Raw genomic sequence first — 25,928 nt, 5'->3', positions numbered from 1 at the left:
CCTTGAGGCAGTGCACGCTGGAGTCTCGATTCCAAGAGTACGCGGACGTGGCCAAGGGCGTGAGCGCCTGAGTCCAGCCTGATCCGGCTCCATGAGCAAAGCCCGCCTTGGCGGGCTTTTTGGTGACTGTGGCCTTGCCGTGCCCATCGCACTCGCCGGTTGAGTGGATTCAGCCCGGCTGCTTTTCCGTGCTTTCGGCGCTCTGCCGCAGCTCCTGCGCCGATACGTGCACGATTTGCCCATCACGCACGATGACGATGCCGGTATCCGTCTGGATGGCTGTCTTGCGGGCCAGCGCAGCGGCGCGCTGCAACGCAGCCATCGATGCGCGCAGGTCGGGGTTCTTGGCTGTGGAAATGTCGGGTGTCTTCATGTGTTCTCTCTCCATTCGAGCAGCACTGGCATGGCTCCCGCATTGTCGTACAAAGCCCATGTATCGACTTTGGCCTTGTAGTGCTGGTCGAAATTGGATCGTCCGGCGGCAAAACGGCGGCGGATGACTGGCTCTGGGATGTCATGCCCGCCCTGGCTCACACGCTCCGCAACGCGATCCACAGCGGCCTGCGCGTTGGGCAAGGCCAGAAAGTACAGATCAACGCGGTAGCCCTGCGAGCGCCAATGGTCGATATGCCGCAGGTAGCCCAGGCCTGAAAGAGTGGTCTCGAAAGCAAAGCTGTCACCACGATCAGCGCAAGCGGCCATTTCGTCCAGCATCAAGCGTCCTGCCTTGATGGCGGCCGCCTCTGGTGCGAAGGGGGATAGTCCAGCCGCGATCAGGTCTGCATTGATGAAGCGGGGGCACTGAGCCTCCTGTGGCAGGAAAGAGCGGGCGAACGTGGTTTTACCCGCACCGTTGGGGCCCGCAATGATGATGATTTTCTTGTCCATAGGCATGGTCTTTCGCTCCACCTCGCCCCTGCGGCGAAAGCGGGCTCTTTCACGGGTGCGTTGCAGTTCCTGATCTCAATTGGCTCAGCAACACTTGGGTTGCGGTATCCGCCGGAAAGAACGACTCCACGGCCAGCTCCTGCAGCGTCACATCCACCGGCGTGCCGAAGATGGTGATGGTGCTGATGAAGTTCAGCCGGCCATGGTCGGTGTCCAGCGCGAAGGGCACGGCAATGTGGCTGGCAGGTGCTGCGCCATGTGAGTCCGCTTCATCTTCCTTGAACGGGTAGGCGGCAATCTCGTCGTGCAGCGCCTGCAACTGCGCATCCGACGTGGCGGCAATCTGCTGCTGCAGGCGGTGCAGCAGATGCGCGCGCCAATGGGCTGCATTGGCCAGGCGCGGGCCCAGGCCTTCGGGGTGCAGGCTCAGGCGCAGCACATTGACGGGCGGCTCCAGCAGCCAGGGCGCCACGCCGGCCAGCAGCAGCGGCACGATGGCGTTGGCGGCCACCAGGTTCCAGTGACGGTCCACGGCCAGGGCGGGATTGGGTTCGTGGCCCTTGAGCACCAGGTCCACGGCCTGGCGCGCGGCGGCCAGATCCGGGTGGTCCAGCGGCCGGGCCTGGTACATGGGGGCGTAGCCTGCGGCCACCAGCAGGGCATTGCGCTCGCGCAGCGGCACGCCCAGGCGCTCGACCAGGCGCAGCACCATCTCGCGGCTGGGCTGGGCGCGGCCGGTTTCCACATAGCTCAGGTGGCGTGTGGAGATCTCGGCCTCCAGCGCCAGGCCCTGCTGGCTCAGGCGGCGGTGCTGGCGCCAGTGGCGCAGATGGTCGCCGAAGGGCGAGCGCGCGGACGGTGGATGGGCGGTGGAGGTCATGGTCCGCATCGTAGCGGCGGGGCTGGCGTGGCGGCCATGACCTGCGAGGTTATCGACCCTGTGCAGCCTGCGGCGGACCATGCAGTCCATGGCATGCACGGTGTGTGCCTGTTGCTCTCAAGGAGTTCGCCATGTCGATGTTCGCTTCCCCCCGTTTCCTGCCCCGCGTGATGTGGGCCGATGCTGCTTCCTGCGCCGCCTCGGGCGCCTTGCAACTGGTGGCGGGGCAGCCGCTGTCGGATGTGACGGGGTTGCCTCTGGCGCTGCTGCAGTCCACAGGCTGGTTTTTGCTGGGCTATGCGCTGCTGGCTGCGTGGATGGCGGCGCGCTCGCCTGTGCCGCGGCGGTTGATCGGGCTGGTGGTTTTGGGGAATTTGGGGTGGGCTGTGGGCTGTGTTGCGCTGTTGGCGTTTGGTGGGTTGGGGTTGTCTGCCTGGGGGGTGGCGTGGGTGTTGGCTCAGGCGTTGGTGGTTGTGGTGTTGGCTGAGTTGCAGTGGACTGGGTTGCGGCGCACGCGTGCTGTGGTTGGCGGTGCGCGTGTTGCCATGTCATGACTACAGCGGGCTTGTTTTGACCCTGCGGGCCGTTGTTTTTCGAGGCCGGGTCTCGGCCCGGCAGCCGACTGCCCTTTCTTGATTCGCCAAGAAAGGTCAGATCAAAGAAGGCGGCCCGACGCAGGCGCTGGCATACGGGGAGCTGGTGCGGGCCTTTGCTGCGCTCGGCCGGGTTCAGGGGACTGCGCTGCTTTTGACGTGGTGGGAGCAGCCCACGGCGACGACTTCGCCGCTGGTTTCGCTGGCCAGCATGTCGGCGCTGTTGCGGATGGTGCGCAGGGCGCTGGCGAGCACCTCCAGGCGGTTGCTGGTCTCGGGCGTTTCCAGCCACAGCAGGGCCATGCGGGAGAGTGCCGAGATCTCGGCACAGCCTTGCTGCACCAGGCGGTCCACCTCGGTCACGACCTGGGTGAAATGCTCGGCGCTGGGTGGGGGTCTGGGTGTCATGGCTCGGCTCTCCATGCAAAGGTGAGGCGGGCCATCGAGATGGATGCGATGTACATGGTTCCGTGCTCCTATTCGAGACTGAACCACCAGGCCGGGTTTTCAAGCACAGCAATGGTGGACGGGATGTTGAAAACACGAGAATAGTCGTGCGGGCAGCCTTGCGGTGAGCCCCATCCCGTCCCAAACCGTTCGGATGCAGGCAAGCGCCCACGATCCAAGCAAATCAGACGTGACAAGGCCTCGCTATCGGGGAGGCCGCTCCGCTATTCTTCAAAGGTGTTTTCAAGCACCGGCCCCGTGACAGGGGGCTGGTGCGGATTGTGGCATAGCGACTGGAGTTGCTCCAGCGGGGCTGGCATGACCTGGCAGGTCATGGACGCGGGGGGCGGTGGCGGCGGAGCATCGGCAGGGCCGGCTTGCGAGGTGCATGCCCGGCAATCCACAAGGAGTGCTGATGCCGATGTTTTCCCATGCCCGTTTCCTGCCCCGCACCCTGTGGGCCGACGCCATCTGCTGTGCCGCTGCCGGTGCTGTGCAACTGGCCTTCGCGCAGCCACTGGCCGTTGTCACGGGGTTGCCGCAGGCGCTGCTGCTGGGCACGGGGTGCTTCTTGCTGGCCTGGGCTTGCGTGGCTGGCTGGGGCGCGTGCCGCATGCCGCGCAGCCGGGGGCTGGTGGCCATTGCCGTGTTCGGCAACTTCGGCTGGGCCCTGGCCTGCGGGGTTGTGCTGTACAGCGGCGTGCTGGAGCCTGCGCCCGCAGGCTGGGCATGGGTGCTGGGCCAGGCGGCCATCGGCGTGGCGCTGGGCGATCTGCAGTGCGCGGGGTTGTGGCGCAGCAGGGCTTCGCTGGCCGGTTCGATGACAGCCCTGTGAAAGCCTGCCGCTTTTTCCGCGCGGACAGCGTTGTCCGCGTGTGACTATCGCCAATGGACCACAGCATCCGCGGGCACTTCTGGGCACAATGGAAATCAGAGTCTTGGTGCATGCCCAGCAGCCCGGAAAAAAAGGCGGCGCGCATGTGCCTTCCCAGAGTTTCATCCAGGAGTCTCACGATGCGCCACGAATATGAAAACACCCTCAAGACCTTTGCTGCGGCGGGGGGCAAGAAGGGCAAGTTCTTTTCCCTGCCTGAACTGGCAAGGCAATATCCACAGGTCCGGCGATTGCCCGTGTCGTTGCGCATCGTGCTGGAGTCCGTGCTGCGCAACTGCGATGGCAACAAGGTGACGCGCGAGCATGTGGAGCAGCTGGCGAACTGGAAGCCCCAGGCCGAGCGCGTGGACGAGATCCCCTTCGTGGTATCTCGCGTGGTGCTGCAGGATTTCACGGGCGTGCCGCTGCTGGCCGACCTGGCCGCCATGCGCAGCACGGCCGCCAGGCTGGGCAAGAAGCCCAAGTCCATCGAGCCGCTGGTGCCCGTGGACCTGGTGGTGGACCACTCCATCATGGTGGACTACTTCGGCACCAAGAAGGCGCTGGACCTGAACATGAAGCTGGAGTTCCAGCGCAACAAGGAGCGCTACCAGTTCATGAAGTGGGGCATGCAGGCCTTCGACACCTTCGGCGTGGTGCCTCCGGGCTTCGGCATCGTCCACCAGGTGAACCTGGAGTACCTGGCGCGCGGCGTGCACAAGACCAAGGACGGCGTGCATTACCCCGACACCCTGGTGGGCACGGACAGCCACACGACCATGATCAACGGCATCGGCGTGGTGGGCTGGGGCGTGGGCGGCATCGAGGCCGAGGCCGCCATGCTGGGCCAGCCCGTGTACTTCCTCACGCCCGATGTGGTGGGCTTCGAGCTGTCGGGCCAGCTGCGCGAGGGCGTGACGGCCACGGACCTGGTGCTGTCGGTGACCGAGATCCTGCGCCGCGAGAAGGTGGTGGGCAAGTTCGTGGAGTTCTTCGGCGAAGGCACGCGCACCCTGGCGCTGCCCGACCGCGCCACCATCGGCAACATGGCGCCCGAGTACGGCGCCACCATGGGTTTTTTCCCCGTCGATGAAAAGACCATCGACTACTTCAGGGGCACGGGCCGCAGCAAGGCCGAGATCGAGGCCTTCGAGGGCTATTTCCGCGCACAGGAACTGTTCGGCGTGCCGGCCGCCGGCGAGATCGACTACTCGCATGTGGTGCGCCTGGACCTGGGCACGGTGGCGCCCAGCCTGGCCGGACCCAAGCGCCCGCAGGACCGCATCGAGCTGGGCAATGTGTCGTCCAAGTTCGATGAGCTGTTCAGCGCCCCTGCTGCGCACAACGGGTTCAACCAGCCGATCGAACGGCTGGGCCGGAGCTTTCCCGTAGGCGGTGGCGGCGAGGGCGAGGTGGCGCCCGAGACGCCGGCCCATCCGCCGGGCGCGCAGCGCTCGCTGGCCGAGATGGAGGCCAACAAGCCCAAGCTGGAGGCCGCCCACAGCGAGGCGCCGGTCGATGCCCCAACGCCACCCAAGCGCCTGAGCATCGCCAACGGCGACGTGCTGATTGCCGCCATCACCAGCTGCACCAACACCTCCAACCCCAGCGTGATGCTGGCCGCCGGCCTGCTGGCCAAGAAGGCGGTGAAGGCCGGGCTCACGGTGCAGCCGCACATCAAGACCTCTCTGGCGCCGGGCTCGCGCGTGGTGACCGAGTATTTGACCGAGGCCGGCCTGCTGCCCTACCTGGAAAAGCTGGGCTTTGCGCTGGCCGGCTACGGCTGCACCACCTGCATCGGCAACGCGGGCGACCTCACGCCGGAGCTCAACGAGGCCATCACCAGCAACGACCTGGTCTGCGCGGCCGTGCTGTCGGGCAACCGCAACTTCGAGGCGCGCATCCACCCCAACATCAAGGCCAACTTCCTGGCCAGCCCGCCCCTGGTCGTGGCCTATGCCATTGCCGGCACGGTGCGCCGCGACCTGATGACCGAGCCCGTGGGCCAGGGCAAGAACGGCCGTGACATCTACCTGGGCGACATCTGGCCGACCAGCGAAGAGATCCACGCGCTGATGAAGTACGCCATGAACGGCAAGGCCTTCCGCGAGAACTACGAGAAGGTGCGCTCCGAGCCCGGCAAGCTCTGGGAAAAGATCCACGGCGTGACGGGCGCCACCTATACCTGGCCCGAGAGCACCTACATTGCCGAGCCGCCGTTCTTCGACGGCTTCCGGCTTGAGCTGGAAGCGCCTGCCGCCGGTGCTGCCGGCGCCGAGGGCTCCAACCCCTACGTGGTGCACGGCGCGCGCGTGATGGCGCTGTTCGGCGACTCCATCACCACCGACCACATCTCGCCGGCCGGCTCCATCAAGGAAAGCTCGCCCGCAGGCCAGTGGCTGCTGGCCCACGGCGTGCAAAAGGCCGACTTCAACAGCTACGGCTCGCGGCGCGGCAACCATGAGGTGATGATGCGCGGCACCTTTGCCAACGTGCGCATCAAGAACCTGATGATTCCCGCGCAGGCCGATGGCTCGCGCGAGGAGGGCGGCCTGACGCTGTACCGCGACGGCACGGGCCAGGTCACCAAGATGCCCATCTACGACGCGGCCATGAAGTACCAGGCCGAGGGCCGTGCCACCGTGATCTTTGCAGGCGAGGAATACGGCACGGGATCGAGCCGTGACTGGGCCGCCAAGGGCACGCAGCTGCTGGGCATCAAGGCCGTGGTGGCGCGCAGCTTCGAGCGCATCCACCGCTCCAACCTGGTGGGCATGGGCGTGTTGCCGCTGCAGTTCCTGGGCACGGACAGCTGGCAGACCCTGGGCCTGACGGGCGAGGAGTTCGTGGAAGTGATTCCCGCCGCCGACCTGGCACCGCAAAGCGAGGCCCAGCTGGTGATCACGCGTGCCGACGGCAGCAAGCAGACCGTGGTGGTCAAGCTGCGCATCGACACGCCCATCGAGGTGGACTACTACCGGCACGGCGGCATCCTGCCGTACGTTCTCAGGCAGCTCCTGGAATGAAGTTGGAAACCCCGTGAGCCGCTATGCGGCTTCCCCCTGCAAGGGGGACGACACCCTGGCGGCGGGGCGGCCCTTGCTCGGTGTCCCTCGCTTTTGGGTCACGCCGGTTTTGGACAGAGTGAACTGAGCAAGGGTGTGGCGTTTAGGGCTGCTGCCCCAGCCTGCCCACGCTGTCGCGCAGGTGGGCCAGCAGCGATTCGACCAGGGGCTGCACATGGCCCGGGTGCCACATGGCCTGCATCTGCGACTGCGGGTGCCGGCCCTGGATGGGCACGAAGGCCAGCCCCGGAAAGCCCACGCGCTGCAGGCAGGACGGAACCAGGGACACGCCCTGGCCCAGCGACACCATGGACAGCACCGACAGCCAGTGCCGCACCTCGTGGTGCAGCTCGGGCGTGAAGCCCTCGCTCTGGCAGATCTGCCATATCTGCTGGTGGTAGTCGGGCGAGACCTGGCGCGAGAACAGCACCATGCGTTCGCCCGCCAGCTGGCGCACCTGCAGCTTGCGCAGTCCGGCCAGCGCGTGGCTGTCCGGCAGGCAGGCCATGAACGGCTCGCTCACCAGGGTGTGTGATTGCAGGCCTGGCGCGGGGCGCGTGGCGTGCAGCAGGCCCAGGTCCAGCCGCTCCTGCTGCAGGCCGGCGATCTGCTCTGCGCTGTTGAGCTCCAGCATGTCGATGCGCACCAGCGGGTGCCGGGCGCGAAAGCTCTCCAGCGCCTCGGGCAGCCCGCGGTAGATGGCCGAACCCACAAAGCCCAGCCGGATGCGGCCCTGCACGCCGTCGGCGATGGCGCGCATGTCCTGGCGCACGCGCTGGGCCTGCTCCATGATGTCCTGGGCCTGCACGCGCAGGTGCTTGCCGGCGGCCGTGAGCCGCACCTCCTTGCTGGTGCGCTCGAACAGCTGGGCGCCCAACTCCTCCTCCAGCTGGCGGATGGCCACGCTCAGCGGCGGCTGGGAGATGGACAGGCGCTGGGCTGCGCGGCTGAAGTGCAGCTCCTCGGCCAGCACCAGAAAGTACCTCAGTTGTCTCAGCTCCATGGCGTTCTATCCGGTTTGACTATTGATCAATACGTTATCGATATTTGACTCGAATAGAACTGTTTCCAAGAATGGGGGCATCCCCAAGACCCGGAGCCCATGCGCCCGGGCCCGGTTCCCGCACAGGAGACAGACCATGAACCCCGAACCGCAGGCGCTGGCCGCCATGCAGTCTTCCCCCGCCCAGGCTTTCCAGGCCGTGCCCGACCGCCACGGCAGCAACCTGTACACCACCGATTCGCAGTTGCAGCCGCTGTTGGCGCTGTACCTGCCGCCCGAGGTGAACGCGCACCTGCAGCCCCATCTGGAGCGCATGGGTGCCCTGGCCGGCCGCGAACTCGATGAATGGGCGCTGACCGCCGACCGCAACCCGCCCGAGCTGGAGCACCGCGACCGTACGGGGCGCGATGCGCAGCGCATCGTCAAGCACCCGGCCTATGTGGAGATGGAGCGCATTGCCTATGGCGAGTTCGGCCTGGCCATCATGTCGCACCGCACGGGCGTGCTGGGCTGGGATGGCAAGCTGCCGCCGCTGGCCAAGTACGCGCTGACCTATCTGTTCGTGCAGGCCGAGTTCGGCCTGTGCTGCCCGCTGTCCATGACCGACTCGCTGGCGCGCACGCTGCGCAAGTACGGCGAGCCGGCCCTGGTCGAAAAGTACTGGCCGCGCATGACGCAGCTGCGCTTCGAGGACCAGGCCCAGGGCGCCATGTTCATGACCGAGCAGGCGGCCGGCTCCGACATCTCCAACACCCAGACGCTGGCTCGCCCGGCCGCCGACGGCAGCTGGCGCCTGTCCGGCGACAAGTGGTTCTGCTCCAACCCCGATGCCGACTTCGCCATGGTGCTGGCGCGCGTGGAAGGCGCGCCAGCGGGCATGAAGGGCATCTCGCTGTTCCTGCTGCCGCGCCGGCTGGACGATGGCTCGGCCAACCACTACCGCATCGTGCGCCTCAAGCACAAGCTGGGCACGCGCTCCATGGCCAGCGGCGAGATCGTGCTCGACGGCGCCGTCGCCTACCTGGTGGGCGAGCAGGGCCGGGGCTTCGTGCAGATGGCCGACATGGTGAACAACTCGCGCCTGTCCAACGGCGTGCGCTCGGCCGGGCTGATGCGCCGTGCCGTGGCCGAGGCCGAGTACGTGGCGCGCGAGCGCCGCGCCTTCGGCAAGGCCCTGCAGGACATGCCGCTGATGCAGCGCCAGCTCGACAAGCTGCGCATCTACTCCGAGCAGGCCCGCACCATGGTGCTGCAGACGGCCCAGGCGCTGCAGCGTTCGGACGCAGGCGAAGACGGCGCCTACGCGCTGCTGCGCATCCTCACGCCCATGATCAAGTTCCGCGCCTGCCGCGACGCGCGCAAGGTCACGGGCGACGCCATGGAAGTGCGCGGCGGATGCGGCTACATCGAGGAATGGAGCGATCCGCGCCTGGTGCGCGACTCCCACCTGGGATCGATCTGGGAAGGCACCAGCAACATCGTGGCGCTGGACGTGATCCGCGCCATCAAGCGAGAAGGCTCGCTGCCCGTGCTGTGCGACCACGCGGCCCAGCTGCTGGCCCAGACCGAGGCGGCCACGGAATTCAAGGCCGCGCTGTCGGCCAGCATGGACAAGGCTGCGGCCCTGGCCCTGCGCGCGGCCGAGGAGGGCGGTGACCGCCTGGCGCGCGCCGCCGCCTCGGGCCTGTACCACTGCTTCACGGCCACGGCCATGGCCTGGGAGGCCTCGTGCACCGGCAGCGCCGAGCGCATGCGCTGGGCCCAGCTGGTGCTGCTGCACCGCGTGCTGCCGCGCGACCCGCTGGCGGCAGGCGACCTGCCCGAAGGCTGGACACGCTGAGCCCATCGACCGCACCGACCCAGAACACACATCCCGTCCACAGGGATGACCGCACAAGTACCGGAGACAAACACCATGCCTTGCACTGACCCGAAGCCGTCCTTCCAGAAACGCCGATTCCTGTGCGCCTGTGCGCTCGCCGCCACCGCCGCGCTGCCGGCCGCCGCACTGGCCGAGCGCTTTCCCGAGCGGCCCATCAGCTTCGTCGTTCCCTTCCCGCCCGGCGGGCCTACGGACGCCATGGCACGCGTGCTGGCCACGGCGCTGACCGAGACGCTGGGCCAGAGCGTGATCGTGGAGAACAAGGCCGGCGCAGGCGGCAACATCGGCGCCGACTTCGTGGCCCGCGCCAGGCCGGACGGCTACACCATCATGTTCGGCACCTCGGGGCCGCTGGCCATCAACAAGCACCTGTACCGCAAGATCAACTACGACCCGCAGACCAGCTTCGCGCCCATCATCCGCGTGGGCCACCTGCCCAACGTGCTGGTGGTCAATCCGGCGACCAAGGCCACCACCGTGCAGGAGCTGATTGCGCAGGACAAGGCCAAGCCGGGCAGCCTGGACTATGCATCCTCGGGCAACGGTGCCTCCTCGCACCTGGCCGGCGTGCTGTTCAACAAGATGGCCGGCACCTCGCTGCAGCACATCCCCTACAAGGGCACGGGCCCGGCGCTCAACGACCTGCTGGCGGGGCAGGTGAACATGACCTTCACCGACATCCTCACCGCCATGCCCTACATCAAGGCCGGCAAGTTCAAGGCCATTGGCGTGGCCACGGAAAAGCGCTCCCAGGCCATGCCCGATATTCCCACCATCGCCGAGCAGGGCCTGCCCGGCTACGACGTGAGCGTGTTCTTCGGCGTGGTGGCACCTGCCGGCACGCCGGCCGACCGCATCGAGACGCTGAACGCGGCCTTCCGCAAGGCCCTGGGCAGCGAGCGCATCCGCAAGACCTTTGCCGACCAGGGGCTGGAGCCGGCTTCCGATCTTTCGCCAGCGGGGCTGTCGACCTTCATCGCGCAGGAAGTGACCAAGTGGAAGGCCGTGGTCGATGCCTCCGGCGCCAAGCTCGACTGACGAGAGTATCCCCATGAACACAAATCAACGGGCGGGAGCGCTCCAGGGCATCCGTGTCCTCGACCTCTCCCGCATTCTTGGTGGCCCGCTGTGCGGCCAGATCCTGGGCGACCACGGCGCCGACGTGCTCAAGGTGGAGCCGCCGCAGGGCGACGATACGCGCGCCTGGGGGCCGCCGTTCCAGGACGGAGTGTCCTCCTACTACCGGGGCCTGAACCGCAACAAGCGGCTGCAGTTCCTGGACCTGTCCCTGCCCGAAGGCCAGCAGGCCGTGCTGGCGCTGATGGGGCAGGCCGACGTGGTGGTGGAGAACTTCAAGATCGGCACCATGGAAAAGTGGGGCATTGGCTGGGAGCAGGTGCGCGAGCGCTTTCCGCGCCTCATCTGGTGCCGCGTCAGCGGCTTCGGCGCCGATGGTCCGCTGGGTGCCTGGCCCGGCTATGACGCGGCCATCCAGGCCATGACGGGGCTGATGAGCGTCAACGGCGAGGCCGGCGGCGATCCGCTGCGCGTGGGCCTGCCCGTGGTGGACATGGTCACGGGCATGAACGGCGTCATCGGCGTGCTGCTGGCGCTGCAGGAGCGCCAGCGCAGCGGCCTGGGCCAGCTGGTCGATGTCTCGCTGTACGACAGCGGCATCTCGCTGCTGCATCCGCATGCGGGCAACTGGTTCATGAGCGGCAGGACGCCAGGGCGCTCGGGCAACGCCCATCCCAACATCTATCCCTACGACAGCTTTGCCACGGGCACCACGCCGGTCTTCCTGGCCGTGGGCAACGACCGCCAGTTCCGCCTGCTGTGCGAGCACCTGGGATGCCCGCAACTGGTGGCCGACGAGCGCTTTGCCACGGCCGGCCAGCGCTCGCACCACCGCGATGCGCTCAAGCCGCTGCTGGAGCAGGCCCTGCAGTCCTGCGACGGCCCCGCCCTGGCCGATGCGCTGATGGCCATCGGCGTGCCCGCCGCACCCGTACTGGGCGTGGACGCGGCGCTCAACCACCCGCATACCCTGCACCGCGAGATGGTGGTGGAGATGGAGGGCGGCTACCGGGGCCTGGGCGCGCCCGTCAAGCTCAGCCGCACGCCGGCCAGCTACCGGCATGCGCCGCTGGCCGAGGGCGACAGTTTCGAGTGATTTGCGTGGTGCGCTCAGGGCACGATGGGGCGCAGTTGCGCGTCAGCCATGCCCACCAGCAGCGCACGCCCGTCGGGTTCCACGCGGAACTCGCCGTAGCGGGCCTGCTCCCAGCGCTGGCCATCGCCTTCGCGGAAGTACCAGGCATCCGTCACCAGCGTCCACCGGCCGCCGCGCGGGGTGAGTTCAAAGCGCTGTTCGCCGGGCGCCAGCGGCTCGCTGGCCGTGCCGGTGCGCAGCCACTGCACCACGCCCTGCTCATCGAGCTTGCCGATGGCGTAGAGGCGTCCGCTGCGCAGGTTCTCTTTCTCCACGTCCCTGTCCTCGGAAGGCAGGCGGAAGTTCAGGCGCATGTAGTCGCCCTGCATCAGGGAGCGCGGGTCCACCGGCGCCAGTTCCACGAACACCTTGCGGCCCTGGGCGATGGTGCGCTCCTTCTGCGCAATGCCGATATTGGCCACCGCCAGCGTGCAGGCCGCCGTCAGCACCACCAGCCACGGCGCCCAGCGCTGCAGGGGCGCCGCGCCCGATGCGGCGGCGGTCTCCGCGCTGCCCGGCAGGACTGCGGCGCGCGGCCCTGCCCAGGCCAGCAGGCCCAGCAAGGCGCCGCAGCCGGCCAGCACCAGGGCCTTGGTGGCCAGTGGCCAGGCCAGCTGGTAGTAGAAGCTGCCCACGATCCAGGCCGCAGCCAGGGCGGCCGCTGCGGCCTGCCGCCAGCGGCCGCTGGTGCCGGTCACCGCCAGCGCCAGCAGGCAGGCGCCCAGCCAGGGCAGGAAGGCACTCAGCACGGCCAGCACCACGGCAGCCACGGCGGCGCGCGGCTGCCGCAGCGTGGGCCATGCGCGCTGGGCGAACCAGGCGGCTGCCAGGGCCAGCACGGCCGAGCCGGCCTGCGTCAGAACGCCCATGGAGATGTTCGGGGCGGCTTCCTGCGCCAGCTCGCCCGCCAGGCCGCCGCCCAGCACGCCGGCCACCATGAAGCTCCTGCCGGACAGAAAGGCCAGGCCAGCCAGCACCGCCAGCAGCCAGCCCGTGGCAAAGGGCTCCAGCGCCGCCGCCATGCGGGTCTGTGCCGCAGACTGCCCCAGCGCGCGCCACTGGGCTGCCAGCAGCATCCAGAGCAGCAGTGCCGCATGCACGATGACCCAGGTCGGCAGGCCTGCGTACAGGGTGGATGGATCGTTGTCCGGCCAGAGCATGGTGCAAAACAGCAGCGCGCAGGCGGCGCCCAGCAGCACGCGCAGCCAGGGCCTTGCAATGGCGGCCGTGCAGGCCAGCGCAATGGCCAGGCCTATCGCGGCCGCAGCCTGCCCCGACAGGTCGCGCGCCAGGCCAAAGCCCAGCAGGCCGGCGCCGGTCAGCATGGCAGGCAGGGCCAGCTGCTCCAGGAAGACGGGCAGCTCCTCGGCGCGCAGCACGGCCACGGCTGCGGCCAGCATCATGGCGCCGATCACATAGGTGCCGGCGCCGCGCTCTATCCAGTCGGACAGGGCAAACGCAAACAGAATCAGCAAGGGAAGAAGGGCCAGCCAGGCGCCCAGCGCCGTGAGCAGCACCACCGCCCAATGGCGGTCGTTGGCGGCAGGGCGGCGGTCCTGCAAGGCGGCAGGCGGCAGGATGCCCTGGTCCACGGCCTGGCGCAGCAGGGTGTCGTGTTCGTGGCTCATTGAAGGCCTCCTTCCGCGTTGCGTGACATTCGAAGCACCAGGCTGACCGTGGCCGCCAGCAGGCACGCAGCGCCCAGGCCGACGAGCAGCAGCATGCCCGTGAAGTCCGCCCCCAGTTTTTCCAGCAGCAGATAGACCAGGCCGCACACCAGCAGCACGTTCAGGCCCAGCGCCGCACCGCTGAGCAGGAAGATGTCGAAATGCCTGCGCAGGCCCGCCAGCGCCGCCGCGCCTGCCAGCAGCACCAGCCCCAGCGGGTACTGCGGCGCCACCGTGCTGTGGAACAGCCCGCTGATGGCGGTGGAGGTGATCATCGCCAGCGCCAGCGCGCCCGCGCCGCGCAAGGCCCACAGCCCCGCGCCCGTGAAGCGCCGCAGGGCCGGTGCCATGACTGCGGTGACGGCAAGGGCGGCGCCCAGGGCCACGGCATGCACGCCCAGGTCGCGCGACTCCACCTCCCAGAACTGCGGCGTATGGGCCTGCGCCCACAGCGCGATGCCCGTCATGGCAACCACCACCCAGGGCACCCAGACGCCATCGCTGCGCGCCGCCAGGGCCAGCGGCAGGGTCAGCGCTGCCCACAGCGCAAACAGCTGCCAGGGGTCCGCTCCCGTCTGGTAGGTCTGCCCGAAAAAGGCGAACAGCGCACCCGTGCCCAGCAGCGCCAGCACGGACAGCGGCACGCGCGCCGCCGCGCGCCATGCCGCGCCAAGACACATCACGAGCACGAAGCCCTGCAGCAGGGCAAAGCGCTGCATGCGGCCCATGCTCTCCCAATTGGCGGCAATCCACAGCACGATGCCCAGCCCGCCCAGCGCCGCGCCCAGCAAGGCCACCACGGGCCACAGGCGGGTTCTGAGGGCGGCCGGTTCCTGCTCGAATCCCGCCAGTGCAAACAGCTGCACGGCGGCCTTGCGGTCCAGGCCATGCTGGCGGACAAGCTCATGCAATAGGGGGCGCAGGTTCATGGTGTGGATGTTCCTTGGCTTGAAGATGCGGATGCCCGACTTTGCCAGAACCTGTCCGGGATGGATTGCAACGCGGCAGCCCGGTGCCGGTGCAACCTGCTATCTTCCTCCCACTCTCCGGAACACTGCCGCCATGCATCCTGCGCCTGCCCCTTTTTGCCGACCTCGCATGTACCCCGCCAAGCCGCTGGCATGCCCTCTGAACGCAACGGCGTTGCTGGCGCCATGAAGCGCGGCGCAGACCTCGAGGATTCCGACGACCCGGTCGAATGGACGCCGGTCACACGCCCTGCCGCCATCGCGCTGACGGCTTTCGGCGCCTGGATCATCTGGGGCCACTTCTTCAGCGAGGACCGCTGGCTGATGCTGCTGGACAACGCCAACCTCGCGCTGCACGAGGCCGGGCACCCGCTGGTGGCCCTGTTCTCGCAGCATCTCTCGGTCTACGGCGGCACGCTGTTCCAGTTGCTGTTCCCCGCCCTGTTCATGCGCCATTTCCGCAGGCAGGGCCAGCGCACGGGCTGGATCGCCTCGCTGATGTGGCTGGGCGAGAACCTGATGAACGTGGCCCGCTACATGAAGGACGCGCGCGCCCAGGTCCTGCCGCTGGTGGGCGGCGGCGACCATGACTGGACGGAGATCTTCAGCCGCTGGGGCGTGCTCCAGGCCGATGTGCGCATTGGCACGCTGACGTCGCTGCTGGGGCTGTGCCTGGTGGCGTGGGGGTTGCGGCTGGCGGTGCCGCGTCTTCGTGCTCCCCAGGCCTGAAGCTCCATCTGATACGGTCGAATTCACCGCATCTGCTGCTACCCGCGGAGCAGGGCGCTGGGCATAGTCCAGGCAGTCCCCGGCAATTCATGACAAGCCCGCATCACGGGCGCACCGGCCGGGGCGAAGGCCCCGCATGTCAGAACGACCGAAACCGCTTCCCGATGAAACCGCCGCAGCCCCCCGGCCGCGGCCCGCGCCGCGCAAGGTGATTCCCATCGCCGACGCCAGCGCGGATTCCCCGCTGTTCGAGTCACGCCGCAAGATCCAGCCGCGCTCCATCTCGGGGCGCTTCGCCAACTGGCGCTGGGCCATGGTCTGGCTCACGCAGCTGTTCTTCTACGGCATACCCTGGCTGCAGATCCACGGCCGGCAGGCCCTGCTGTTCGACCTGGAGCAGCGGCGCTTCTACATCTTCGGCTGGCTGCTGTATCCGCAGGATTTCATCTACCTGGCCGTGCTGCTCATCGTCTCGGCGCTGGCGCTGTTCCTGTTCACCACGGTGGCGGGGAGGCTGTGGTGCGGATTTTCCTGCCCGCAGACGGTCTACACCGAGCTGTTCATGTGGGTGGAGCGCCTGCTCGAAGGCGACCGCAGCGCACGCCTGCGCCTGGATGCCAGCGGCTGGGGTCCGGAGAAGATCGCGCGGCGTGGCGGCAAGCATGCGCTGTGGCTGCTGATTGCGCTGTGGACGGGGCTGACCTTCGTGGGCTACTTCGTGCCCATCCGCAGCCTGCTGCCCGAGGTGCTGGCGCTGACCGGCGCGTGGCAGATCTTCTGGGTGCTGTTCTATGCGCTGGCCACCTACGGCAACGCGGGCTTCCTGCGCGAGCAGGTCTGCAAGCACATGTGCCCCTATGCGCGCTTCCAGAGCGCCATGTTCGACAAGGACACCCTGGTCGTCACCTACGACACCGCACGCGGCGAATCGCGCGGCCCGCGCCACAAGGGCGTGGACTACCGGGCCCAGGGCCTGGGCGACTGCATCGACTGCACGCTGTGCGTGCAGGTCTGCCCGGTGGGCATAGACATACGCGACGGCCTGCAGTACGAGTGCATCGGCTGCGGCCTGTGCATCGACGCCTGCAACAGCGTCATGGACCGCATGCACTACCCGCGCGGGCTGATCCGCCTGTCCACGCAGAACGGCATGGCCCGGGGCTGGCGCCAGAGCGAGCTGGTGCGCCGCATCTTCCGCCCGCGCGTGCTCATCTACGGCACGGCGCTGGTGGCCATCTCCACGGCCATGGTGGCCAGCCTGGCGCTGCGCACGCCGCTGAAGGTGGACGTGGTGCGCGACCGGGGCACGCTGTCGCGCATCGTGGCCGGCGGCCAGATCGAGAACATCTACCGCGTGCAGATCGGCAATGCCACGGAGCAGGACCAGCGCTATGTGCTGTCGGCCTCGGGCATCGAAGGCCTGCGCGTGGCTTCGGAGACCGAGGTGGACGTGGGCGCGGCCCAGGACCGCTGGGTCGTGGTGCGGCTGCAGGCGCCCTATGGCGCGGCCGGCCCTGGCTCGCACGGCGTGGAGATCACCGCCACGGCGGTGGGTGATCCGGCGCTTACCAAGCAGGCGCACAGCACGTTCCTGGTGCCGCGCTGAAGGGCCCGTTGGATGGATTGATTCAGGAGTACAGCGCAGTTGTTGTGCACGATGCCTGGTCCGCTGCAGCGCGGGCGGGCATCGGTTTTGAGGCCCCGGAAGTTTGTTCCGGGGCCTTTTTTTATCGTGTCTTCCCGACAAGGCGGACAAGCGGGCTGGCAGTCAGGCCAAGGAGAAACGACAGGGGCTTGAATGAGGCAGGCACGAGGCAGCACTTCAAATTCGCAGGCTCTACCCTGTGGTGATATGTATGAAGGTGAAATACATACCCGTAACGGGTATAGTTGGGAGGCTGGCATGGCGCGCGTTCTCAAACGCAAGGACTTTTCCCGATGGCAGGCGAGCGAGAAACTGCCCGATACCGCGCTGTGCAAGGCGGTCAGGGAGATGGAAAGAGGGCTGATCGACGCGGACCTGGGGGGCTTTCTCTACAAGAAGCGGGTGGCGCGTCCAGGCGCGGGCAAGAGTGGGGGTTATCGAACGCTGTTGTCGGCACGAATCGGCAACCGATACATCTTCCTGCATGGTTTCACCAAGAACGACAAGGCGAACATCACACAGGAAGAACAGAGGGCTTTGAGGTTTGCAGGCAAGCTGTTTCTGGACCTGTCCACCCAGGCCTTGTCGGCGGCCTTGCAGTCAGGCGTTTTGTTGGAGGTGCATTGTGAGCAAGATCATTGAATCCCTGCGCGGCGATCTGGCTGCGCTGTACGAAGCGGGCGCCATCGACAAGGTGACGATGCGCGAGTTCGACGCGATCTGTCCTCCCCCGGTGCGGGAGTTCGAGGCGGCCGACATCAAACAGCTGCGCGAGACTTTGAAGTTCAGCCAACCGGTGTTCGCGCTGCATTTGCACACCACGGCTTCCACGGTGCGCAAATGGGAGCAGGGCGAAACCCGTCCCGCCGGACCGGCGCTCAAGCTGCTCAACGTCATCGCCGACAAAGGCCTTCAGGCCATCCTCTGAGCCGGGGCGACACAAGGGTGGTATGCGGGCGACTCCCGGGCGACACGATCTGGTGTAAATGCTCATAGGGAAATCCGCAGACCCCGCTATGGTGGGCGGCTGTTTTCCGTCCCGCGTATGAACAAGAAACCTGCCTCCCCCGACAACGTCTTTTCCGAGTCCAGCGCCTCCGCATCGCTGGCCGCCTCCACCTCCACAGCCGGCGCCACCGGCAGCAGCCCGGCAGCGGCCACGCCCACGCCCACGCCCACGCCCTTTCGCTCCGCCCTGATCCGCTCCGGCACCATCCGTGCCACCACGCGCAGCTTCCTGCATGCCCTGGGCCAGGACGACGAAGACATGGAGCGCCCGCACATCGGCGTGTTCCACACGGGCGGGGAGATGAGCCCCTGCAACCTCAACCTGCGCGACCAGGCCCAGCATGCCAAGACCGGCATCTATGCCGGGGGCGGTACGCCGCATGAATGCCCGGTGGTGTCGGTCAGCGACGGGCTGACCATGGCGCATTCGGGCATGCGGTTCTCGCTGGTCTCGCGCGAGCTGATCGCCGACAGCGTGGAGGCTTCGGTGCGCGGCCACCAGTGGGATGGCATCTTCGCCATCGGCGCCTGCGACAAGAACCTGCCGGGGCTGATGATGGGCATGGTGCGCTGCAATGTGCCCAGCGTCTTCGTGCATGGCGGCTCGGCCCTGCCGGGGCAGGCGCCCGGCGTGCACGGGCGCGACCTGAACGTGGTCGATACCTACGAGACCATCGGCCAGGTGCTGGCCGGCACCGCCACGGCGCAGGACCTGGAGGCCATGAGCCGCGCCTGCCTGCCCACGGCCGGCGCCTGCGCTGGCCAGTTCACGGCCAACACCATGGGCATGGTGAGCGAGGCGCTGGGCCTGGCGCCCATCGGCTCCAGCATGGTGCCCGCCGTGTTCAGCGAGCGCGCACCGCTGATGCGCCGCGCCGCGCGCCAGCTCATGCAGGCCGTGTGGGCCAGCGCCGAAGGCGGCGGCCCGCTGCCGCGCGACATCATCACGCGCCGGGCGCTGGAGAATGCCTGCGCCGTGGTCAGCGCCACGGGCGGATCGACCAATGCCGCCCTGCACCTGCCGGCCATCGCGCATGAGGCCGGCATCCGCTTCCACCTGGACGACGTGGCCGAGATCTTCGCGCGCACGCCGCTGATCGCCGACCTGCGCCCCGGCGGGCGCTTCCTGGCGCGCGACGTGTACTACATCGGCGGTGCCGGCGTGATCCTGCGCACGCTGATGGAGCAGGGCTTTGTCCATGGCGATGCGCTCACCTTCACGGGCCGCACCCTGGCCGAAGAACTGGCCGATGCCGCGCCGCCCGATGGCGAGGTGGTGCGCACGCCCGGCAACCCCATCACGCGCGACGGTGGCCTGACCGTGCTCAAGGGCAACCTCTGCCCCGATGGCGCGTTGCTGAAGACGGCCGGCCTCAAGACCCTGGTACACCGGGGCCCCGCGCGCGTCTTCGAGTCCGAGGAACAGGCCCAGGCCGCCGTGCAGGCCATGCAGTACACGGCCGGCGATGTCATCGTCATCCGCAACGAAGGCCCGCGCGGCAGCCCCGGCATGCGCGAGATGCTGGGCATCACGGCGCTGCTGTATGGCCAGGGCATGGGCGACAAGGTGGCCCTGCTGACCGATGGGCGCTTCTCTGGTGCCACGCGCGGCCTGTGCATCGGCTACGCAGGTCCCGAGGCCGCCGACAACGGCCCCATTGCCGCACTGCGCGACGGCGACCTCATCGCCATCGACGCCCGCGCCGATGCGCGCAGCATCACGGTGGAAATCGGCGAGGCCGAACTGGCCGCACGTCTGGAACAATCGGCCGCCGCGCGCCGCCAGATGCCGCCGCTGGGCGGCGTGCTGGAAAAATACGCGCTCACCGTGCGCCCGGCCCACCAGGGAGCGGTCACGCATTCGGGCCAGGTGGTCTGGCTGCGCGACGACAGTTGAAGCCGCCGGGCTGGCACGCATTTCCCCCGCTGTTCCCCCACTGTTTTTTTTCAGAGTTTCAATTTCAACCGGAGACATACGCATGAACATCGACCGCCGCCAATGGCTGGGCACCGCTGGAGCGGGTGCGCTGCTGGCCAGCCTGGGCCAGCAGGCCTGGGCGCAGGCCCAGGGCCCCATCGAGACCCTGAACATCATCACCGGCTTCGCGGCCGGAGGCACCTCGGACGCCATCTGCCGCCGCGTGGGCACCAAGCTGTCGGGCTATGCCAAGACCGCCGTGGTGGAAAACCGCACGGGCGCGGGCGGGCAGATCGCCATCAGCTACGTCAAGGGCCGGCCCGCAGACGGCGCCACCCTGCTGCAGACGCCCACGTCCATGCTGTCCATCTACCCGCACATCTACAAGAAGCTGCCCTATGACCCGGTGGCCGACCTGGCGCCGGTCACCGTGGGCTGCATCTTCGACTTCGGCTTTGCCGTCGGCCCCGCCGTGCCCGCCAGCGTGACCACCGTGCCCGAATTCTTCGCCTGGGCCAAGGCCAACCCCGCAGGCGCCAACTTCGGCTCGCCTGCGCCCGGCTCCACGCCGCACTTCATCGGCGCCCTGCTGGGCCAGCATGCCGGCGTGGACTTCAAGCACGCCGGCTACCGCGGCACCCAGCCCGCGCTGCTGGACATGCTGGGCGGCAACGTCTCCGCCGTCTGCGGCCCCGTGGGCGACATGCTGCAGCACCTGGCCGGCGGCAAGATGCGCATCCTGGGCGTCAGCGGCGCCAAGCGCAGCCGCTTCGCACCCCAGGTGCCCACGCTGGTGGAGCAGGGCTACAAGGACATGGCGCACAGCGAATGGTTCGCCTTCTTCGTGCCCGCCAAGACCCCCGCCGAGACCGTGCAGCGCCTGAACGGCCACATGCGCAAGGCCCTGGCCACGCCCGACGTGGTGGACAGCCTGGCCACCTTCGGCCTGGACGCCCAATCCTCCACCCCCGCCGAACTGGCCGCGCTACTGCAGTCCGAACTCGCCAAATGGGGCCCCATCGTCAAGCGCGTGGGATTCACGGCAGAAGGCTAAAAAGAACAAAACGGGCCGAGCGAAGCGACGGTCCGCTCCATGCCCACTCCCCACTCCCCGTATGTCAGCGCAGGTTGCCCGCAGCAAAGCGGAGGGTCGCGGACATTCGGGTCGCCTTCTTTGATCTGACCTTTCTTGGCGAATCAAGAAAGGGCAGTCGGCCGCCGGACCGAGACCCGGCCTCAGAAAAATACCACCCGGCAGGGTCAAAAACAGACCCACGTAAACCAAAGCCTCAGAACGGCAACGTCCCCTGCACATACAACGTCCGAGGCATCCCCACATACTTGCCCCCGTTGTTGTCCGTAGACCGCGTGTAGTACCTGCGATCAAACAGATTCTTGACCCCCACGGCCATCCGCAGATTGCCCAGCGACTTGCCAAAGTCATAGCCCGCACGCAGGCCCACGGTTGCAAACCCGGGAATATCGCCCAGCCGCCCCGCAGCATCTTCCTGCGTCACATACTGCGTGCCCGACCCCGGAGAGCGCTGCTTCGATTGCGCGGCCAGGTCCGCATTCAGCGTCCACTGCCCCAGCGCATAGCGCGCCCACAGCTGGCCCGTGTGGCGCGAGTACAGCGGCAGGTCGCGCCCCGCGAAATCGCCGGCGCGCGAGACGGCCTCGGTATAGGTATAGGACACACCCGCCGTCAGCCCCTTGAGCGCGGCATTCCACTGGCCCAGGTCGTAGCGCAGCGAGGACTCGATGCCGCGGTGGCGCGTGGCGCCCAGGTCGGTCCAGATGCCGTCCACGCCCACGCGGGTCAGCAGCAGTTCCTTGTCGAAGTCGATGTTGAACAGCGTCAGCTCGGCGTTCAGCGCCGGGCTGTTGTAGTGCGTGCCCACCTCATAGGTCTTGGCCGATTCGGGATGCAGGCCGCGCTCGGTCTGGGCCAGCTGCGCATACTGCTGCGGTCCGAAGGACTTGCCCGCGTTGGCGAACAGCGACCACTGCGCATTCATGCGGTAGAGCACGGACAGCGTGGGCAGGAGCTCGCGTGCATCGGCCTTGGGGAACAGCTGGCTGGTGACGGTGCTGCCGTCGGCGCCCAGGTTGCTGACGTTGTTGAAGGAGTTGATGCGTTCGTAGCGCACGCCGGGCGTGATGGTCCAGTTGCCGATGTCGATGCGGTCATCGATGTAGAAGGCATGGGCCGTGGTGCCGCCCTGGCTGGTCTGGTAGGGCGTGATCGGCAGGGCCATGGCGTTGGCCATGGTGGCGGGGTTGTAGTAGGCGGTGCGCAGCGCGACCTCGGAGCTGCTTTCCTTGAGGTAGCGGTAGCCCACGCTGACTTCCTGCACCACGGAGCCGGTCTCGAACAGGCGCGAGTAGCGCGGCTCGATGCCGAAGTAGTGGTAGCTGCGCGGCGCGGCGGTCAGGCGGCGCTGGTTGGCGTTGTCCTGCTCGATGTGGCTGCCGCGGAACGAGTCCACGTAGTAGCCCAGCACCTCGAAGTTGTTGCGCCCGTCCTTGTGGTTGTACTTGAACGAGGCATCGGTGCGGCGGCCGTCGAAGCTGTCGTAGGAGCGCGTGGACTGCAACGGGTCGGCCGCGTACTGCGCCGTGGTCAGGCCGCCGGGCATGCGGCCCGAGCCCTCGAAGTGGTGCAGCGACACGGCGATGTCGTCCTGGGCCGAGATGCGGTAGGCACCCTTGAGCAGGATGTCGTCGATATCGGTCTTGTCATTGCCTGCGCGCCAGCCGTCGCCATGCGTGCCCGAGTACAGCAGGGCCAGGCCCAGGCCGGATTCGCTGGTGCCGCCCACGAAGAGGCTGGGCGTGGTCTTGGCATTGCCGCCGTGGCTGTAGAACTCGGTGCCCACCGAGGCCTCGGCCGCGAAGGTCTTGGGAATGGCGCGCGTGACGAAGTTGATGATGCCGCCCACGTTCTGGGGGCCGTAGCGCACCGAGCCCGCGCCGCGGATCACGTCCACCGACTCCAGGTTGCCCAGCGAGACGGGCGCCAGCGACAGCTGGGGCTGGCCGTAGGGCGCGTAGGAGACGGGCACGCCGTCCATCAGCACATACGAGCGCGGCGACAGGCGTGCCGTCAGGCCGCGCACGCCGATGTTCAGCGACACATCGCTGCCGCCCGTGCCGTTGCTGTCCTGCACCTGCACGCCGGGCACCAGGCGCAGCACGTCGCGCAGGCTGGAGGAGCCGGTTTCCTCGATGCGCGCCCGCTCGACGATGGTGCGCGCGCCGGCATGGTCCAGCACTTTTTCCTCGCTGGGGTTGTCCAGCCAGTTGCCCGTGACGGTGATGGTGGACAGGCCGGCCTCGGGTGCGGTGGTGGTGGGCGATGGTGCCTGTGCCGACGCCTGCAGCGACAGCAGGGCGGCGGCGACAGCGGCCGCGCAGCGTGTGAGCGTGGCGCAGTGATTGCTGGAAACCATGGAAAACTTCCTTTGTGCCTCTGGGAATGGTGCAGCGCTGAAGGGTCGGCTGGCAGGCTGCAGGACGCGTGGCGGCGGGCGAGGCGGAAGCAGGAGACAAGGACCGGTCAGCATGCATGGCGGCAATGCCGGTTCGGTGCGCGAGTCTAAATGAGAATCATCCAGCCGGCACCAGGCTGGCAGCAGCTGCGCGGGGTCGCGTTGCCCGGGCGCTACAGCGCAGCAGGTGCCGCCAGCGCAGCGGGCGCTTACCCTGCTGCTTTTGCTGCTGGAAGGGACTGCATTGCGCGGGCCAGCTCGCCCAGCGTGGCCAGGGCCTGCCCGGTCTCGTCGCTCCAGTCATGGCCGTAGTTCAGCCGCAGGCAATGGCCGAAGGCCTGCGAGGCCGAGAAGATCGGCCCCGGCGCCACGCTGATGCCGCGCGCCAGCGCTGCGCGGTGCAGGGCCAGCGCATCGCAGTACGGCGGCAGCTCTATCCACATGAAGTAGCCGCCCTCGGGCCGCGTGGCCCGCGTGCCTTGTGGAAAGTGGCGGGCAATGGCCGATGCCATGTGGTCCCGCTGCAGGGCCAGGCTCTGGCGCAGGCGGCGCAGGTGGCGGTCCACGCCACCGCTTTCCAGGTAGTCGGCCAGCGCCTGCTGGCTGGGGGCATTGGTGGCCAGCGTGGTGGTGAGCTTTTGCCGCGCCACGGCGCGCGTGAAGCGGCCCGGAGCGGTCCAGCCCACGCGCCAGCCGGGCGCTAGGCACTTGGAGAACGAGGCGCAGTGCAGCACCCAGCCCTCGGTGTCGAAGGCCTTGGCCGGTGGCGGGCGGTGTTCGCCAAAGTACAGCTCGCCGTAGACATCGTCCTCGATCAGCGGCAGCTGGTGGCGCGTGGCCAGTTCCACCAGGGCCTTCTTGCGCGCCTCGGGCATCAGGCTGCCCAGCGGATTCTGGAAGCTGGTCATCAACCAGATGGCCTGGGGCCGGTGACGCTGCACGGCGGTCTCCAGCGCGGCCAGGTCCATGCCTTCGCCGGGATGCGTGGGCACCTCGATGGCGGACAGCCCCATGCGCTCCAGAGCCTGCAGCGCGCCATAGAAGCAGGGCGATTCGATGACCACGGCGCCACCGGGCCGCGTGACGGCGGCCAGACACAGGTTCAGTGCCTCCAGCGCGCCATTGGTGATGACCAGGTCGGACGGTGACAGTGCCAGACCGTCGGCCAGGTAGCGCCGCGCGATCTGGCGTCGCAATGCCATGCTGCCGGGCGTGAGGTCATCGAGGGCGCTGCGCGGATCGGCCTGGCGCGCGGCGCGGGCCAGGGCCTGGCCCAGGCGCTGCAGCGGGAACAGGCGTGGCGAGGGAAAGGCCGAGCCCAGCGGCACGACATCGCGGTCCATGGACGATTCCAGAACCTCGAACACCCGCTCGCTCACATCGACCACGGCAAAGCGCTCGCCCGGGGGGGCCGACAGCTGCGTGGGCTCGGGCGGGGCGCTGTGCGGCCGCGCCGCGACGAAGTAGCCCGAGCGCTCGCGCGCGCGCACCAGGCCGCGTGCCTCCAGCAGGTAGTAGGCCTGGAACACCGTGGAGGCGCTGACGCCGCGCCGCTCGCTGGTGTGACGCACGGAGGGCAGCTTGTCGCCCGCGCGCAGCACGCCTGCGGCGATGGAGGCCTCGATATCGTCGGCCAGTTCCTGGTAGCGCGTCATGCCTGGGGAGGTCGCGGCCCGGGGATCAGCCCTGTTCGGCCAGCAGTTCCTGCAAGGCCTTGATCTGCTGGCGCAGGCGCTCGTTCTCGGCTTCAAGTTCGTTCACGCGCTGCTGCAGTTCCTCGGGCGAGGCGGTCACGGCCGCACCTTCGCCGTCGGCAGCGTCGGCTTCGGGCTTGGCGGCCTTGGGCTTTTTCTTCGCATCGCGCACGCGCTTGGCGGCCTGCTTGAGTTCGTCGGCGCCGGCGGCGGCCACGGCCTGCTGCTCATCCACGGGCAGGCTGGCGACCACGGCGGCGGTGCTCAGCGAGATGTCGCCCGAGCGCACGGCGGCCACCACTTCGGGCGCGGCCTTTTGCTGGATGGTCTCGATCAGCTTGACCTGGCTGCTGGACAGGCGGGCCACGCGGGCCAGGGCCTCGCGCGTGTCCAGGGCCTCATCGGGCACCTTGGCCACGCTGGCCAGGGCGGCGGCGACCACGGGGTCGGTCTCGCCTTCCCAGGGCGCTTCGCCTTCGGGCTGGGCCGGCGCCTCGGCCTTGGCCGCCATCACGGCGGCGGCAGCGGCCGAGCGGCGGGCCGCAATGATCTCGCGCTTGCGCAGCGCCAGCACGCCGCGCTGGAAGTCGGACACGCTGCGGCGGCCCAGGTGCTGGTCGATCATCCACAGGTGCACGTCGTCCATGTTCTTGAACTGCGTGGCCTGGATGGTGTTGAAGGGCAGGCCGTGCTTCTGGCAGATGGCGTAGCGGTTGTGGCCGTCGATGAGCAGGTCGTTCCAGAGCACGAGCGCATCGCGGCAGCCCTCGGCCAGGATGCTGCGCTCCAGCGCGTCGAGTTCATCGGGGGTCAGCGGGTCGATGTAGGCCTTGAGTTCTTCGTTGACGACGATGTCCATGGCAGTGCAGAAATGAGGAATGAAAGAAAAAGGCGCCCGCTCCAGGCCATTGCGGCAATGGACCTGGACGGCCGCCAAGAAGAAAAACTGGAAGCAGGGGCGAAG

22 protein-coding genes are annotated in these 25,928 nt (G+C 68.1%); 12 read left to right on the top strand and 10 right to left on the bottom strand.

Going from position 1 to position 25,928, the window contains the following annotated elements; genetic code table 11:
- Positions 1 to 169: 169 nt before the first annotated feature.
- The 3 genes from PO605_RS26265 to PO605_RS26255 are packed head-to-tail and all read right to left on the bottom strand — an operon-like array spanning position 170 to position 1,768.
- Positions 170 to 373 carry a hypothetical protein gene (locus PO605_RS26265; protein WP_047471279.1) on the bottom strand — a complete coding sequence of 68 codons (204 nt, stop codon included), beginning with the start codon at positions 371 to 373 and terminating at the stop codon, positions 170 to 172.
- Positions 370 to 894, bottom strand: coding sequence for a zeta toxin family protein (locus PO605_RS26260; RefSeq protein WP_047471281.1), 525 nt, complete (start codon positions 892 to 894; stop codon positions 370 to 372). The genes PO605_RS26265 and PO605_RS26260 overlap by 4 nt, the downstream gene beginning before the upstream one ends.
- Before the next feature lie 43 nt (positions 895 to 937).
- Positions 938 to 1,768, bottom strand: coding sequence for a helix-turn-helix domain-containing protein (locus PO605_RS26255; protein ID WP_197942847.1), 831 nt, complete (start codon positions 1,766 to 1,768; stop codon positions 938 to 940).
- 131 nt (positions 1,769 to 1,899) lie between these two features.
- Here PO605_RS26255 and PO605_RS26250 point away from each other — a divergent pair, with 131 nt between their 5' ends.
- The gene (locus tag PO605_RS26250) at positions 1,900 to 2,322 is read left to right on the top strand and encodes a hypothetical protein (protein ID WP_047471285.1); all 423 of its coding nucleotides are present in this window, start codon (positions 1,900 to 1,902) and stop codon (positions 2,320 to 2,322) included.
- Between the two features lie 174 nt (positions 2,323 to 2,496).
- Here PO605_RS26250 and PO605_RS26245 read toward each other — a convergent pair whose 3' ends face one another.
- Entirely contained in the window at positions 2,497 to 2,769 is a 273-nt protein-coding gene (locus tag PO605_RS26245; protein WP_016450207.1) for a hypothetical protein, read from the bottom strand.
- 454 nt (positions 2,770 to 3,223) lie between these two features.
- Here PO605_RS26245 and PO605_RS26240 point away from each other — a divergent pair, with 454 nt between their 5' ends.
- Positions 3,224 to 3,643 (top strand): hypothetical protein, encoded by a 420-nt coding sequence (locus PO605_RS26240; protein WP_016450208.1) that lies wholly within the window; start codon positions 3,224 to 3,226, stop codon positions 3,641 to 3,643.
- A gap of 179 nt (positions 3,644 to 3,822) precedes the next feature.
- Complete coding sequence (locus PO605_RS26235; protein ID WP_047471287.1) at positions 3,823 to 6,708, top strand: aconitate hydratase; 2,886 nt, start codon at positions 3,823 to 3,825, stop codon at positions 6,706 to 6,708.
- Between the two features lie 142 nt (positions 6,709 to 6,850).
- Here PO605_RS26235 and PO605_RS26230 read toward each other — a convergent pair whose 3' ends face one another.
- The gene (locus PO605_RS26230; RefSeq protein WP_047471289.1) at positions 6,851 to 7,750 is read right to left on the bottom strand and encodes a LysR family transcriptional regulator; all 900 of its coding nucleotides are present in this window, start codon (positions 7,748 to 7,750) and stop codon (positions 6,851 to 6,853) included.
- A gap of 136 nt (positions 7,751 to 7,886) precedes the next feature.
- On the opposite strand from PO605_RS26230, the gene PO605_RS26225 reads away from it, so the two are divergent.
- From PO605_RS26225 to PO605_RS26215, 3 genes are all read left to right on the top strand, one after another.
- Positions 7,887 to 9,590, top strand: coding sequence for an acyl-CoA dehydrogenase family protein (locus PO605_RS26225; protein WP_047471291.1), 1,704 nt, complete (start codon positions 7,887 to 7,889; stop codon positions 9,588 to 9,590).
- A gap of 75 nt (positions 9,591 to 9,665) precedes the next feature.
- The gene (locus PO605_RS26220) at positions 9,666 to 10,670 is read left to right on the top strand and encodes a Bug family tripartite tricarboxylate transporter substrate binding protein (RefSeq protein WP_016450211.1); all 1,005 of its coding nucleotides are present in this window, start codon (positions 9,666 to 9,668) and stop codon (positions 10,668 to 10,670) included.
- A gap of 13 nt (positions 10,671 to 10,683) precedes the next feature.
- On the top strand, positions 10,684 to 11,805 hold the full coding sequence (locus tag PO605_RS26215) for a CaiB/BaiF CoA transferase family protein (RefSeq protein ID WP_047471293.1): 1,122 nt from the start codon (positions 10,684 to 10,686) through the stop codon (positions 11,803 to 11,805).
- Between the two features lie 14 nt (positions 11,806 to 11,819).
- Here PO605_RS26215 and PO605_RS26210 read toward each other — a convergent pair whose 3' ends face one another.
- Both PO605_RS26210 and PO605_RS26205 read right to left on the bottom strand, forming a co-directional pair.
- Positions 11,820 to 13,472 carry a GDYXXLXY domain-containing protein gene (locus tag PO605_RS26210; RefSeq protein WP_272207111.1) on the bottom strand — a complete coding sequence of 551 codons (1,653 nt, stop codon included), beginning with the start codon at positions 13,470 to 13,472 and terminating at the stop codon, positions 11,820 to 11,822.
- The gene (locus PO605_RS26205) at positions 13,469 to 14,440 is read right to left on the bottom strand and encodes a DUF2157 domain-containing protein (RefSeq protein WP_016453918.1); all 972 of its coding nucleotides are present in this window, start codon (positions 14,438 to 14,440) and stop codon (positions 13,469 to 13,471) included. The genes PO605_RS26210 and PO605_RS26205 overlap by 4 nt, the downstream gene beginning before the upstream one ends.
- Positions 14,441 to 14,632: 192 nt before the next feature.
- Between PO605_RS26205 and PO605_RS26200 the strand changes: the two genes are divergently transcribed.
- The 6 genes from PO605_RS26200 to PO605_RS26175 all read left to right on the top strand — a co-directional run bounded on the left by PO605_RS26200 (position 14,633) and on the right by PO605_RS26175 (position 20,833).
- The gene (locus PO605_RS26200) at positions 14,633 to 15,208 is read left to right on the top strand and encodes a hypothetical protein (RefSeq protein WP_016450215.1); all 576 of its coding nucleotides are present in this window, start codon (positions 14,633 to 14,635) and stop codon (positions 15,206 to 15,208) included.
- Between the two features lie 136 nt (positions 15,209 to 15,344).
- Positions 15,345 to 16,814, top strand: a complete 1,470-nt coding sequence (gene ccoG / locus PO605_RS26195; protein WP_052195789.1) for a cytochrome c oxidase accessory protein CcoG — start codon at positions 15,345 to 15,347, stop codon at positions 16,812 to 16,814.
- A 297-nt stretch (positions 16,815 to 17,111) separates the two neighbouring features.
- On the top strand, positions 17,112 to 17,495 hold the full coding sequence (locus PO605_RS26190; RefSeq protein ID WP_016450217.1) for a type II toxin-antitoxin system RelE/ParE family toxin: 384 nt from the start codon (positions 17,112 to 17,114) through the stop codon (positions 17,493 to 17,495).
- Positions 17,479 to 17,781, top strand: a complete 303-nt coding sequence (locus tag PO605_RS26185; protein WP_016450218.1) for a helix-turn-helix domain-containing protein — start codon at positions 17,479 to 17,481, stop codon at positions 17,779 to 17,781. The genes PO605_RS26190 and PO605_RS26185 overlap by 17 nt, the downstream gene beginning before the upstream one ends.
- A 117-nt stretch (positions 17,782 to 17,898) precedes the next feature.
- Positions 17,899 to 19,758, top strand: a complete 1,860-nt coding sequence (gene ilvD / locus PO605_RS26180; RefSeq protein WP_052195790.1) for a dihydroxy-acid dehydratase — start codon at positions 17,899 to 17,901, stop codon at positions 19,756 to 19,758.
- An 82-nt stretch (positions 19,759 to 19,840) separates the two neighbouring features.
- Positions 19,841 to 20,833, top strand: a complete 993-nt coding sequence (locus PO605_RS26175; protein WP_012204371.1) for a Bug family tripartite tricarboxylate transporter substrate binding protein — start codon at positions 19,841 to 19,843, stop codon at positions 20,831 to 20,833.
- 235 nt (positions 20,834 to 21,068) lie between these two features.
- On the opposite strand, the gene PO605_RS26170 is transcribed toward PO605_RS26175, so the two are convergent.
- The 3 genes from PO605_RS26170 to PO605_RS26160 form a co-directional block, all read right to left on the bottom strand.
- On the bottom strand, positions 21,069 to 23,231 hold the full coding sequence (locus PO605_RS26170; RefSeq protein ID WP_272207110.1) for a TonB-dependent receptor family protein: 2,163 nt from the start codon (positions 23,229 to 23,231) through the stop codon (positions 21,069 to 21,071).
- 248 nt (positions 23,232 to 23,479) lie between these two features.
- Positions 23,480 to 24,925, bottom strand: a complete 1,446-nt coding sequence (locus PO605_RS26165) for an aminotransferase-like domain-containing protein (RefSeq protein ID WP_016450445.1) — start codon at positions 24,923 to 24,925, stop codon at positions 23,480 to 23,482.
- A 25-nt stretch (positions 24,926 to 24,950) separates the two neighbouring features.
- Positions 24,951 to 25,823, bottom strand: a complete 873-nt coding sequence (locus tag PO605_RS26160) for a hypothetical protein (RefSeq protein WP_016450446.1) — start codon at positions 25,821 to 25,823, stop codon at positions 24,951 to 24,953.
- Positions 25,824 to 25,928: the final 105 nt, after the last annotated feature.

It is taken from the genome of Delftia sp. DT-2 (assembly GCF_028401915.1).
Classification (GTDB): Bacteria; Pseudomonadota; Gammaproteobacteria; order Burkholderiales; family Burkholderiaceae_C; genus Comamonas; species Comamonas tsuruhatensis.
The sequence above is the reverse complement of the archived record's forward strand: the minus strand, read 5'-3'. Positions and strand labels throughout refer to the sequence as shown.